12 protein-coding genes and 2 pseudogenes are annotated in these 11,818 nt (G+C 74.5%); 13 read left to right on the forward strand and 1 reads right to left on the reverse strand.

From position 1 onward, the window contains the following. Nucleotides 1-149: 149 nt before the first annotated feature. From rplS to ACIRRS_RS32725, 12 genes and pseudogenes are all read left to right on the forward strand, one after another. Nucleotides 150-500 carry a 50S ribosomal protein L19 gene (gene rplS / locus ACIRRS_RS32670; RefSeq protein WP_031072113.1) on the forward strand — a complete coding sequence of 117 codons (351 nt, stop codon included), beginning with the start codon at nt 150-152 and terminating at the stop codon, nt 498-500. Nucleotides 501-685: 185 nt separating this feature from the next. Next, the gene (gene lepB / locus ACIRRS_RS32675; protein WP_402978611.1) at nt 686-1,441 is read left to right on the forward strand and encodes a signal peptidase I; all 756 of its coding nucleotides are present in this window, start codon (nt 686-688) and stop codon (nt 1,439-1,441) included. Next, nucleotides 1,425-2,366, forward strand: coding sequence for a signal peptidase I (gene lepB, locus ACIRRS_RS32680; protein ID WP_402978613.1), 942 nt, complete (start codon nt 1,425-1,427; stop codon nt 2,364-2,366). The genes lepB (ACIRRS_RS32675) and lepB (ACIRRS_RS32680) overlap by 17 nt, the downstream gene beginning before the upstream one ends. 238 nt (nt 2,367-2,604) lie before the next feature. Continuing rightward, complete coding sequence (lepB, locus tag ACIRRS_RS32685) at nt 2,605-3,627, forward strand: signal peptidase I (RefSeq protein WP_402978616.1); 1,023 nt, start codon at nt 2,605-2,607, stop codon at nt 3,625-3,627. 181 nt (nt 3,628-3,808) lie between these two features. Then, nucleotides 3,809-4,561, forward strand: a complete 753-nt coding sequence (lepB, locus tag ACIRRS_RS32690) for a signal peptidase I (RefSeq protein WP_402978619.1) — start codon at nt 3,809-3,811, stop codon at nt 4,559-4,561. Between the two features lie 109 nt (nt 4,562-4,670). Continuing rightward, entirely contained in the window at nt 4,671-5,144 is a 474-nt protein-coding gene (locus tag ACIRRS_RS32695) for an NUDIX domain-containing protein (RefSeq protein WP_402978622.1), read from the forward strand. 56 nt (nt 5,145-5,200) lie between these two features. Next, on the forward strand, nt 5,201-5,527 hold the full coding sequence (locus tag ACIRRS_RS32700) for a DUF2469 domain-containing protein (protein ID WP_030056781.1): 327 nt from the start codon (nt 5,201-5,203) through the stop codon (nt 5,525-5,527). A 264-nt stretch (nt 5,528-5,791) separates the two neighbouring features. Continuing rightward, nucleotides 5,792-6,217, forward strand: a complete 426-nt coding sequence (locus tag ACIRRS_RS32705) for a YraN family protein (RefSeq protein WP_402978696.1) — start codon at nt 5,792-5,794, stop codon at nt 6,215-6,217. Between the two features lies 1 nt (nt 6,218). Beyond that, nucleotides 6,219-7,910: a YifB family Mg chelatase-like AAA ATPase gene (locus tag ACIRRS_RS32710; RefSeq protein ID WP_402978625.1), complete on the forward strand. Its 1,692-nt coding sequence runs from the start codon at nt 6,219-6,221 to the stop codon at nt 7,908-7,910. After that, complete coding sequence (dprA, locus tag ACIRRS_RS32715; RefSeq protein WP_402978628.1) at nt 7,907-9,085, forward strand: DNA-processing protein DprA; 1,179 nt, start codon at nt 7,907-7,909, stop codon at nt 9,083-9,085. Before ACIRRS_RS32710 ends, dprA begins: the two co-directional genes overlap by 4 nt. Before the next feature lie 555 nt (nt 9,086-9,640). Next, nucleotides 9,641-10,453: pseudogene (whiG, locus tag ACIRRS_RS32720) on the forward strand (RNA polymerase sigma factor WhiG); the annotation flags it as partial. A gap of 144 nt (nt 10,454-10,597) precedes the next feature. Further along, complete coding sequence (locus ACIRRS_RS32725) at nt 10,598-11,182, forward strand: TetR/AcrR family transcriptional regulator (RefSeq protein ID WP_402978699.1); 585 nt, start codon at nt 10,598-10,600, stop codon at nt 11,180-11,182. A 134-nt stretch (nt 11,183-11,316) separates the two neighbouring features. Here the strand turns inward: ACIRRS_RS32725 and ACIRRS_RS32730 are convergent. After that, a pseudogene (locus tag ACIRRS_RS32730) lies at nt 11,317-11,541 on the reverse strand (peptidoglycan DD-metalloendopeptidase family protein); the annotation flags it as partial. On the opposite strand from ACIRRS_RS32730, the gene ACIRRS_RS32735 reads away from it, so the two are divergent. Next, nucleotides 11,441-11,746, forward strand: coding sequence for a hypothetical protein (locus tag ACIRRS_RS32735; protein ID WP_402978631.1), 306 nt, complete (start codon nt 11,441-11,443; stop codon nt 11,744-11,746). The pseudogene ACIRRS_RS32730 and the gene ACIRRS_RS32735 overlap by 101 nt on opposite strands. Nucleotides 11,747-11,818 lie beyond the last annotated feature (72 nt).

Below are 11,818 nucleotides of genomic sequence, written 5' to 3' on the forward strand. Positions count from 1 at the left end.
TGTTGTCTGTCGCTGGCCCCCTCCCGTAGGGGGCACGTGGACCGGCGCCCCCGCCACGGGGGGATCGCCGCCAGCCGATGCGGCCCGCAGCAGACCCCATTGCGACGAACTTCCGTGGGCGGCCCGTGGCGCCTGCGATGGAGAGCACCATGAGCAACAAGCTCGCTGCTGTCGACGCGGCCTCGCTGCGCACCGACATCCCGGCCTTCCGCGCCGGTGACACCCTGAAGGTTCACGTCCGGGTCATCGAGGGCAACCGCTCCCGTGTCCAGGTCTTCCAGGGCGTCGTCATCCGCCGCCACGGCGCCGGCATCGGTGAGACCTTCACCGTCCGCAAGGTCAGCTTCAACGTCGGCGTGGAGCGCACCTTCCCGGTGCACACCCCGGTCGTCGAGAAGATCGAGGTCGTGACCCGCGGTGCCGTTCGCCGCGCCAAGCTGTACTACCTCCGTGACCTGCGCGGCAAGGCCGCGAAGATCAAGGAGAAGCGCGACGCGTGATCCCGCTTCCCCGGTTCGTCCGGGGACGGGAGCCATCGGGGGGCGGGGCCACCGCACGGTAGGCTCAGCCCCCGATGAGCACGCACGAGCCACCCGCGGACCGCGACGGCACTCCAGCACCCACCGGTGCGGAGTCGCTGCCGCGGTCCGCGGTCGTTTCCGCTCCGGCCGCGGACGCGCCCGGGGTGCCTCCCGAGTCTTCCGAGTCTTCCGGGGAGCAACCGGAGCAACCGGAGGAGCCCGAGGACGCCGAGGAGGCGTCCGGGCGGTCGCGCTCCTGGGACCTGCTGATGCTGGCCGGGATCTGCCTGCTCGTCCTGCTGCTGGTCAACGCCTTCGTCGCGCGCCCGTACTCGGTGCCCTCCGGTTCGATGGAGGACACCCTGCGCCCCGGCGACCGGATCGTCGCCAACCAGCTCGCCTACGCCTTCGGCGACCACCCCGAGCGGGGCGACGTCGTCGTCTTCGACGGCACCGGCTCCTTCATCCGGGAGCCCGAGGAACCGCCCGGCCTCATGGACGAACTCCGTTCGCTGGGCCGGGGCCTGGGGATCGTCCCGGCCGGGAACACCGTCTACGTCAAGCGCGTGATCGGCGTCGGCGGGGACCGGGTGACGTGCAAGGGCCCGGGGCTGCCGATCACCGTCAACGGCGTCCCGCTGGACGAGTCCTCGTACCTGGCCCCCGGCGACGCCCCCTCCGCGGTGGCCTTCGACGTGCTGGTGCCGCGAGGCGAGCTGTGGGTGATGGGCGACCACCGCAGCGCCTCCCGCGACTCGCGCGACCACCTCGGCCAGCCCGGCGGCGGGTTCGTGCCCGAGGACAAGGTGATCGGCCGGGCGGACTGGGTCGTCTACCCGTTCTCCCGCTGGACGGGCCTGGACCGCCCCGCGTCCTTCGCCGCGATCGCGGGGGCGGGTGGTCATGGGGAGCAGAGGTAGGGCGCGGGGAGCCGTCGGGGCGCCGGGGGAGGAACGGGAGGCCGAGGCCTCCGAGGCCTCCGAGGACCCGGCCGCGCCCTCGCGCGGCAGGGCCGAGCGCCGGCGCAGCGCCCGCAGGGCCGAGCGGCGCCGCAGACGGTCGCTGGTGCGGGAGTTCCCGCTGATCATCCTGGTCGCCCTGGTGGTGGCGCTGGTGATGAAGACCTTCATGGTCCAGGTGTTCGTGATCCCCTCGGGCTCGATGGAGCAGACCATCCGGGTCGGGGACCGGGTGCTGGTGGACAAGTTCACCCCCTGGTTCGGCGCCGAGCCCGAGCGCGGCGACGTGGTGGTGTTCAAGGATCCGGGCGGCTGGCTGGAGCAGGACCGCACGCCCTCCCACGACGGCGCGCTGATGGCGGGGGCCAAGGAGGCGCTCGCGTACGTCGGGCTGATGCCCTCGGCCGGCGAGCAGGACCTGATCAAGCGTGTGATCGGCGTCGGCGGGGACACCGTGGAGTGCTGCGACGAGCACGGGCGGCTGAGCGTCAACGGCACGCCGGTGCAGGAGACGTACCTCGCCGCCGGGAACCCGCCGTCGCGGCAGTCGTTCAAGGTGAAGGTGCCGCAGGGGCGGCTCTGGGTCATGGGGGACCACCGGGACGTCTCCGCCGACTCCCGTTTCCACATGGGGAATCCGGGCCAGGGGACGATCCCGCTGAGCGGCGTGGTCGGTCGCGCGTTCGCGATCACCTGGCCGCTGGGGCGCGTGCATCAACTCGATGAGCCCGGTTCACTCTCCTCTCTCGCGTCGAATTCGCGGGCCCGCGGAACTGGGCCGGAATCGATGGCGGTTGGGCCGCTTCCCGTGGAACCTCCGCTCGTTATGGGGGTGTTGGGCATCCTTCCGTTCGTCGTTCGGCGGCGGAGCAGGCCTCCGGAGTGAGCCGGGCCGGGGTCCGACCGGCCGGAGGGCGCGCGTGGGACCGCGAGTCGGTTGCCTCGGAGTGATAGAGAAGTGCAGGCGCGGCCGGAGGACCGGTCGCGCGCCGCGGCCGTGCTGGTGTCGGGGGAGCCCTCCGTGGGCAGCCCTGAGGCGTTCATGGTCGTGGTGAGCGTGGTGCCCGCTGTGCGGCACTGTGAGCGCGGGCGCGCGGGCGTCCGCACAGCTGGGAGGAGAGGTTGTGGGGGATGTGGTGATCGGCGCCCGCTCTGGCGCCGGCGAGCCGGAGGGTTCCGGCGGCCGGGTGGCCCGGTCCGCCGAGTCCGCCGCGCCCTCGGCGGCGGCCGAGGAGCAGGCGGCCCAGACCGCCGACGGGCAGGGCGAGCACGCCGACGGCGCCGAGGGCTCCCGGGAGCACCCCGAGCCGGCGGCCGAGCCGGAGGGCGGCCCCGACGCGGACGCCGAGGAGGCGGCCAAGCCGCGCAAGCAGCGCTCCTTCTGGAAGGAACTGCCGATCCTGGTCGGCATCGCGCTGGTCCTCGCGCTGGTGATCAAGACCTTCTTCGTCCAGGCGTTCTCCATTCCGTCGGAGTCGATGCAGAACACGCTCCAGGTCGGGGACCGCGTCCTGGTGGACAAGCTCACCCCCTGGTTCGGTGCGGAACCCGAGCGCGGCGAGGTCGTGGTGTTCCACGACCCGGGCGGCTGGCTGGGCGACGAGCCGACCCAGCAGAGCTCCAACTCCTTCGTCCGGGGCGTCCAGGACGTGCTGAGCTTCGTCGGCCTGATGCCCTCCGCGAACGAGAAGGACCTCATCAAGCGCGTCGTCGCCGTCGGCGGCGACACCGTGGAGTGCGACGGCGGCGGGCCGCTGAAGGTCAACGGCGTGGCGCTCAACGAGCCGTACGTCTTCCAGGGCAACCCCGCCTGCGGGACGATGCCGTTCGGCCCGGTGAAGGTGGAGAAGGGCCGCATCTGGGTGATGGGCGACCACCGCTCCAACTCGCTCGACTCCCGCTACCACCAGGACCAGCCCGGCGGCGGGTCCGTTCCCGTGGACAACGTGATCGGGCGTGCCTTCGTGGTGGCCTGGCCCGTCTCCCACTGGTCCACCCTCTCGGTGCCGGACACCTTCGACCAGAAGGGCCTGGCGGCGGCGACCGTCCCGGCGGCGCCCCCCGCGCTCGGCACGGTGGGCGCGATCGCGCTGCTCCCGCTGGTGCGTCGGGCCCGGGCCCGGACGGAGCGCCGCAAGGAGTCCTGAGCTCGGGCCCCTGGTCGAAAGGGGCCTCCCCGGCTCTTGCGCGGGCCGTGGTACCGACGAGTAATCTGCTCGGACGTGCCACGGCCCGTCGGCTTTCCCGGCCGCGCCCCCGGCGCACCAGCGGCGTTCCCCGGCCGGTCCTGCGGCCGGTTCTCCGATCGGCCAGAGGCGGGCGGTTTTGATGAGCAGTGTCGTGGAGCAGACGGCCGACGACCTCCCGGAGGCGCCCGCCCGCCCGTCGCACCGGGCGTGGGCGGTGCTGCAGGGCGTGGCGATCGCGCTCGGGCTGGTGGGGATGATCGGCGGCTTCGCCCTGATCGCGGTGGACTACCGGCCGTACGACATCCCGACCGCCTCGATGCACCCGACGCTGCAGATCGGGGACACCGTGCTCGGCCGGAAGGTCGGCGGCGGCTCCGTCGGCCGGGGCGACGTGGTGGTCTTCCGGGACCAGGCGTGGAGCGGCGGCCGGCTCATGGTCAAGCGCGTCGTCGCCGTCGGCGGCGACACCGTGGCCGTGAGCCGCGAGGACAACCGGCTGACCGTCAACGGCAAGCCCGTGGACGAGCCCTACCTGGCCGCGCAGGCGCCCAAGGGCGACTCCTTCAGCGTCACCGTGCCGCAGGGGCGGCTGTTCCTGCTCGGCGACAACCGGCAGGGCTCGCTCGACTCCCGCACCCACATGGACGTGGACGGCGGGACCGTCCCGGCCGACGGGGTGGAGGCCAGGGTCGAGGCCACGGTGATGCCGTTCGGCCGCACGGCGCTGCTGCCCCGCACCGCCGCCTTCGACGGCCTCGCCGGCCCGGACGCCGCCGCGCCCGGACCGCTGGAGCCCGCCGCGTACGCGACCGTCGGCGGCGCGGCGCTGATCGTCCTGACCTGCGCGGCGGGCGGGCTGGCGGGCCTGGCCCGACGGCTGCGGCGCTCCTGACCGGCCCCGCCCCGAGGCCCGCTGTCCCGAACATCGCCCCGCGGGCACCCACCGGGTGGCAGGATCGTGAGCGCCACCCACGCGGACGGAAGGAGCGTGCAGGGACGCCATGACGGCACGACGGCGCAAGGCCGCGCGCATCCTGCTGCTCGACGGACAGGACCGCATCCTCCTCTTCCTGGGGACGGACCCGGCGGAGCCCGACGAGACGTGGTGGTTCACGCCCGGCGGCGGCTTGGAGCCCGGCGAGGGCTTGCGGGAGGCCGCGGAGCGGGAGCTCGCCGAGGAGACGGGCTTGCGGGGAGTGGCCTTGGGGCCCTTGGTGGCGTACGGCACGGTGTCGTTCTCCTATCGGGGGCGGCGCTACGAACAGGAGCAGTGGTTCCACCTGGCCCGGACGGAGCGGACGGAACTGGACCACTCCGGCATGGGCGAGGACGAGCACGCCGATCTGCTCGAAGCGCGCTGGTGGACGGTCGAGGAGCTCGGGGCGACCGCCGAGACGGTCTACCCGGCCGGCCTGGCGGACTTCCTGGCCCGGCTGCTGGCCGAGGGCCCGCCGGTGGATCCGGTACGGCTCTGAGCGTGGGTGCGTTGGTCCACAATGGGTGGACGTTGACGAGTTGAGGGGACGCCTGGATGAGTGCCGAAGATCTCGAGAAGTACGAGACCGAGATGGAGCTCAAGCTCTACCGGGAGTACCGGGACGTCGTCGGCCTGTTCAAGTACGTGATCGAGACCGAGCGACGGTTCTACCTCACCAACGACTACGAGCTGCAGGTGCACTCGGTCCAGGGCGAGGTGTTCTTCGAGGTGTCGATGGCGGATGCGTGGGTCTGGGACATGTACCGGCCGGCCCGGTTCGTCCGCAAGGTCCGGGTGCTGACCTTCAAGGACGTGAACATCGAGGAACTCGCGAAGAGCGACCTGGAGCTGCCTTCGGACGAGTCCGGCTTCGGGAACTGACGCCGCCGACGTTGAACCACCTCCGCCCCCGTTGTCCAGCGGAATTCGGCCTTCGAGGGGTCTGCCACCCCTGAGGGTGAACGGTGTGATGAACGCGCCCGAGTTATCCACAGGGAAACGGAAATTCCGGGCGCCGACGGACATGACGGTGCAGCCTCCTCGGCGGAGGTGGTCACCGTGCAGAACACCATCGAGAAGACCGCACAGACCGTAGGGACCGCACAGACCGTAGGGGCAGCAGAGACCGCGCAGCCCGTGCGGGCCGTGCCCAACACCCTCGCGCTCGGCCGCTACGGCGAACGGGTCGCCGCCCGGCGCCTCACCGAGGACGGGCTGCGCATCCTGGACCGCAACTGGCGCTGCGCCGAGGGCGAGCTGGACATCGTCGCCCTCGACGGCGACACCGTCGCGGTCTGCGAGGTGAAGACCCGCTCCGAGCGGGGCTTCCAACAGCCCGGCGAGGCCATCGACCGGGCCAAGGCCACCCGGCTGCGCCGCCTGGCCGAGCGCTGGCTCGCCGAACGCTGGCCCGGGCACTTCGCCAGGCTCGCCGGGCCCGGGTACGACCCCGGGCCGGCCGACCCGCAATGGCCGCCCGCCCCGCCCGGGGGCGTGCGGATCGACCTCGTGGCGGTCGTCAACAGGGCGCGGGGTGCCGCCCTGGTCGACCACCTGCGGGGGGTGGTCTGAGATGGCCTTCGCCCGCACGTGTTCCGTCGCCCTCGTCGGGGTCGACGGCGTGATCGTCGAGGTCCAGGCCGATCTGGAGCCCGGGGTGGCCGCGTTCACCCTGGTCGGCCTGCCCGACAAGGCGCTCACCGAGGCCCGCGACAGGGTCCGGGCGGCGGTCTGCAACAGCGGTGAGGCCTGGCCGCAGCGCAAGCTGACGGTCGGCCTCAGCCCCGCCTCGGTGCCCAAGAGCGGCAGCGGCTTCGACCTCGCGGTGGCCTGCGCCGTGCTCGCCGCCGCCGAGCGGCTCGACCCCTCCTCGATCGCCGACCTGCTGCTCATCGGCGAGCTGGGGCTGGACGGCCGGGTGCGGCCCGTCCGCGGGGTGCTGCCCTCGGTGCTGGCCGCCGCCGACGCCGGGTACGAGCGGGTCGTGGTCGCCGAGCAGACGGCGCCCGAGGCCTCCCTCGTCCCCGGGGTGACCGTCACCGGCGTCCGCACCCTGCGCGAACTGGTGGCCGTGCTCAGCGGCACGCCCGTCCCGGAGGAACCGCCCGACCCGCTCCACGGCGGCCGGCCCGACCCCCTGATGGCCGGGCTGATGCTGCCCAGCGCGAGCGTGCGCGGCCTGCCGGAGGACCGCGCCCGCCTCGACATGTCCGACGTGGCGGGCCAGTACGAGGCCCGCCGCGCCCTGGAGATCGCCGCGGCAGGCGGCCACCACCTCTACCTCAAGGGCCCTCCCGGCGCGGGCAAGACGATGCTGGCGGAGCGGCTGCCCGGGCTGCTCCCGCCGCTGACCCAGAAGGAGGCCCTGGAGGTCAGCGCCGTCCACTCGGTGGCCGGCCTGCTCCCGGTCGGGCGCCCGCTGATCGACACCGCGCCCTACTGCGCCCCGCACCACTCCACGACGATGCCCGCGATCGTCGGCGGCGGCAGCGGCCTGCCGAGACCGGGCGCGGTCTCGCTGGCCCACCGGGGCGTCCTCTTCCTGGACGAGGCACCGGAGTTCCCCGTCCGGGTGCTCGACGCGCTGCGCCAGCCGCTGGAGTCGGGCGAGGTGGTGATCGCCCGCTCCGCCGGGTCGCTGCGCCTGCCCGCCCGGTTCCTGCTCTGCATGGCCGCCAACCCCTGCCCGTGCGGGCGGCACTCGCGGCGGGGCGAGGGGTGCGAGTGCACCCCGACGATGGTCAGCCGGTACCAGGGGCGGCTCTCCGGGCCGCTGCTGGACCGGGTCGACCTCCAGGTCCAGGTCGCCCCCGTCACCAGGGTCGAGCTCATGGAACGGGACGTGACGGCGGAGACCACCGTGACGGTCGCCGCCCGGGTGCTGGCCGCCCGGGAGCGGGCGGCCGAGCGGCTCTCCGGGACGCCCTGGCGGACCAACGCCGAGGTGCCGGGCCACGAGCTGCGCACCCGCTGGCAGTTGGGGGCCGGAGCCCTCAACGACGTGGCCCGGCAGCTGGAGCGCGGGCTGCTCACCGCCCGGGGGCTGGACCGGGTGCTCCGGGTCGCCTGGACGGTCGCCGACCTCGCCGGGCGGGACCGGCCCGACCAGCGGGACGTGCGGACGGCGCTGGTCCTGCGCACCGGGGTCGAACAGGGGCTCCCGCTCACCGAACGGGTCTTCGGCCGGCTCGGCGGCCGGGCCGGCCCGCAGGAGAGGCCACCGGCGCCTCCGGGCGGCGAGGGCCAGGAAGGAGCCGCCGCGTGAACCGGCTGACGTGCGACCCCCAACCGCCCGACAGGGCAGCGGCGGTGGCCGACCCCGAGGAGGAGCGGCTCGCCCGGGCCGTGCTCAACCGGGTCAGCGAACCCGGGGACGCGATGGTCGGCCGCTGGCTCGGCCGGCTCCCCGCCGCCGCACTCGTCCGCGCGATCCGGGACGGCACCGTGCCCGACCATCCCGGGCTGGACGCCACCCGGCTCGCCGGGTACCAGGCGAGGCTGCCCGGCCTCGACCCTGCGGACGACCTGAAACGGGTACAGGACGCCGGTGGACGCTTCATCATTCCGGGGGACACTGAATGGCCCAGCCAGCTGGACGACCTGGGCGACGGACGCCCGGTCGGGCTCTGGGCGACGGGCACCGGATCGCTGCGGCTGCTCGCCCTCCGCTCGGTCTCGGTGGTCGGCTCCCGGGCCTGCACGGCCTACGGCGCCCATGTCGCCGGGGAGTTCGCGGCCCAACTGGCCGAGCGCGGCTGGGTGGTGGTCTCCGGAGCGGCCTACGGCATCGACGCGGCCGCCCACCGGGGAGCGCTCGCCGTCGGCGGGATGACCATCGCGGTGCTGGCCTGCGGGGTGGACGTGGCCTACCCGAAGGGCAACGCCGCGCTGATCCGGCGGATCGGCGTCCAGGGCCTGCTGGTCAGCGAACTCCCGCCCGGGGAGCACCCCAACCGCTTCCGCTTCGTCCTGCGCAACCGGGTCATCGCGGCGCTCACCCGGGGCACCGTGGTCGTCGAGGCGGCGGTGCGCAGCGGCGCGCTGAGCACCGCCAGACGGGCGCGGGACCTCAACCGGCACACCATGGGCGTCGCCGGCCCCGTCACCTCGGAGCTGTCCGCCGGGGTCCACGCCCTGATCCGCAGCGGCGCGGCCACCCTGGTCACCGACGCCGACGAGGTCACCGAGCTGATCGGGTCGATCGGCGAGGACCTCGCGCCCCAGCGCGCCGGCCCGGTGCTGCCCCGGGACCTGCTGGAGCCGGCGGTCGCCCGGGTGCTGGAGGCCGTACCGGCGACGGCCGAGGGCGCGCCGATCGAACGGCTGGCCCGACAGTCCGGGCTGCCGCCGGACGAAGTGCTCCAGAAACTCTACGAGTTGGGCTCGCTCGGCTACGTCGAACGGCACGGCGCGCACTGGCGCGCGGTGCGGAGGAGGTGATCGGGGAAGGCGGCGCGGGGGCGGGCGGCGCGAGCTGGGTGACCGGCCGGGCCGCTGCCCCGGTTCGACCGTTCGTGTGCACGGTTCCGGTCGGTGACCGCCGGGGTGAACGCCTCGGCGAACGCCACCGGATCGGGGGACGACCGAGTGGCGGTAGCGCTTTGCAGTGAGTCGGTCACGCTACGCTCCACATGCCTTCCCTATCAGCACATGACTCGGCAGAACGGCGCAGACCCACGCATGCCCACACACATTCCCGGACACAGAGTGACCGGTGGAGCCCGGTCCTCGGGCGGGCCGAGGACCGAGCGGCGGACCGTGACCGAGCTCCCGTCCAAGCAGACGGGGGCGATGGGGGGCCTGTCGCGCCAGGGCGGCCGACCGGCGACCCGCCCGGGCCGGCCCGCGGACGCGCCCGCCGGCGCGGCCGACGCCGACGCGCCCCCCGCACCCGGCGGCGCACCGGCGCCCGACGCGACCTCCCCGTCGGCGCCCGACGCGCCGCCCGCGCCCCCGCCGGCCGACGCACCCCGGCGTGAGCGCCCCGCCCCGGGCCCCCAGCGGACCGGCGAGCGCGAGACGGCGCCCGACGAGCCCGCCGCCCAGGGCCGCACCGCGCTCGAGGAGCTCTGGCGCTCCTACAAGGAGAGCGGCGACGCCAGGCTGCGCGAGCAGCTGATCCTGCACTACTCACCACTCGTCAAATACGTGGCCGGCCGGGTCGGGGTCGGCCTGCCCGCCAACGTCGAACAGGCCGACTTCGTCTCCTCCGGCGTCTTCGGCCTGATCGACGCGATCGAGAAGTTCGACATCGGCCGCGCCATCAAGTTCGAGACCTACGCCATCAGCCGCATCCGCGGCGCCATCATCGACGAGCTGCGCGCCCTGGACTGGATCCCGCGCTCGGTGCGGCAGAAGGCCAAGGCCGTCGAGCGGACGTACGCGACGCTGGAGGCCCGGCTGCGCCGGACGCCGCACGAGGCCGAGGTCGCCGCCGAGATGGGTATCGCCGTCGAGGACCTGCACGCCATCTTCAGCCAGCTCTCCCTCGCCAACGTCGTCGCCCTCGACGAGCTGCTGCACCCGGTGGGGGAGGGTGGCGACCGGCTCAGCCTGATGGACACCCTGGAGGACCACGGCGCCGACAACCCCGTCGAGGTCGCCGAGGACCGCGAGCTGCGCCGGCTGCTCGCCCAGGCCGTCAACACCCTCCCCGAGCGGGAGAAGACCGTGGTGACGCTCTACTACTACGAGGGCCTCACCCTCGCCGAGATCGGCCAGGTGCTGGGCGTGACGGAGAGCCGGGTGAGTCAGATCCACACCAAGTCCGTCCTCCAGCTGCGCGCCAAGCTCTCCGAGGTCCGGTAGTCCGGGGCCCGGTGGTCCGGCCGGCCCCGGCGGGCGCCTCCCCGCCGGGGCCGGCCCCGTGGCGCCGTGAGGACGCGCGGCGCCGTACCGGCCGGAGGTAGGGCTCCGTACAGTGTCTCTGTGCCGAAGATCCGAGCGGCCTCGGTGGCCGAGCATCGCCAACTGCAGCGGGCAGCCCTCCTCGACGCTGCCCGCACCCTGCTCACCGAGGGCGGCATGGAGGCCCTGACCTTCCCCGCGCTCGCGGCGCGCACCGGCCTGGCCCGCTCCTCGGTCTACGAGTACTTCCGCTCCCGCGCCGCCGTGGTCGAGGCGCTGTGCGAGGTGGACCTCCCGCTCTGGGCGGCCGAGATCGAGGCCGGGATGCAGAGCTGCGACACCGCGGCCGGCCGGATCGAGGCGTACGTCCGGGGCCAGCTGGCGCTGGCCGGCGACCCCCGGCACCGGGCGGTCGTGGCGATCTCGGCCCTGGAGCTCGACGAGGCGGCGCGCGAGCGCATCCGCGCGGCCCACGGGACGCTGGTCGGGCTCGTCGTCCGGGCGCTGGAGGACCTGGGCCACACCCGGCCCCGGCTCGCCGCCGCGCTGCTCCAGGGGATCGTCGAGGCGGCCGTCCGCCAGAGCGAGCAGTCGGCCGGCGGAGTGCGCGCCGGTTGCCCGGTGGAGGACCCGGACGCGATCGCCGACGCCGCCGTCGCCCTGGCCCTGCGCGGCCTGGACCGTTCCTGAGTCGTGTCCGCACCGGGAACGGCCCCGGCGTCGAGCGGCAGCAGCCGCGCCGAGCCCGACCCGAGCAGGGCCAGCGGATCGAGGTAGCGCCCGCCGCGCAGCAACCCCCAGTGCAGGCAGTCCCGCCCACCGCAGTGCCGCCCCTGAGGCGCCAGGTGCCCGATCACCTGCCCGGCGGCCACCGGTGCCCCGACCGGCAGTTCGCCCAGGACGGGCAGGTAGGTGGTCCGCAGCGGGGGAGAGCCGGTGCCGGGGTGCGTGACGCTCACCACGGGCCGCCCCGCGACCGGCCCGGAGAAGGCGACCACCCCGGCCGCCGCCGCCCGCACCGGCTCCCCGGCCCCGGCGGCGAGGTCCACCCCGCGGTGCCCGGCCGCCCACGGCTTCGCCGGCGGGTCGAACCGCCCCAGCACCCCGCCGCCCCCGCCCACCGGCCAGGCCCGCAGCGCGCCCCGTACGGGAGCGGCGCCCGCCGCCCCGGGGGCGGCCCCCAGGAACGCCGGCACCGCCGCCAGCACCAGCACCAGCACCGTCACTCCGCGCGCAGTCATGCCCAGAGGCTGACGCCGCCCTCGCCTCCGCACCACCCGGTTCCGGATTCCTGTGGACAAACCGCCCACCGGCCCGTCCTCCGTC

The organism is Kitasatospora sp. NPDC101183 (genome assembly GCF_044767945.1).
Taxonomy (GTDB): domain Bacteria; phylum Actinomycetota; class Actinomycetes; order Streptomycetales; family Streptomycetaceae; genus Kitasatospora.

Coding starts and splice junctions, on each gene's coding strand:
- rplS (WP_031072113.1), top strand. CDS start 150: ATGAGCAACAAGCTCGCTGCTGTCGACGCGGCCTCGCTGCGCACCGAC.
- lepB (WP_402978613.1), top strand. CDS start 1,425: ATGGGGAGCAGAGGTAGGGCGCGGGGAGCCGTCGGGGCGCCGGGGGAG.
- lepB (WP_402978619.1), top strand. CDS start 3,809: ATGAGCAGTGTCGTGGAGCAGACGGCCGACGACCTCCCGGAGGCGCCC.
- ACIRRS_RS32695 (WP_402978622.1), top strand. CDS start 4,671: ATGACGGCACGACGGCGCAAGGCCGCGCGCATCCTGCTGCTCGACGGA.
- ACIRRS_RS32700 (WP_030056781.1), top strand. CDS start 5,201: ATGAGTGCCGAAGATCTCGAGAAGTACGAGACCGAGATGGAGCTCAAG.
- ACIRRS_RS32710 (WP_402978625.1), top strand. CDS start 6,219: ATGGCCTTCGCCCGCACGTGTTCCGTCGCCCTCGTCGGGGTCGACGGC.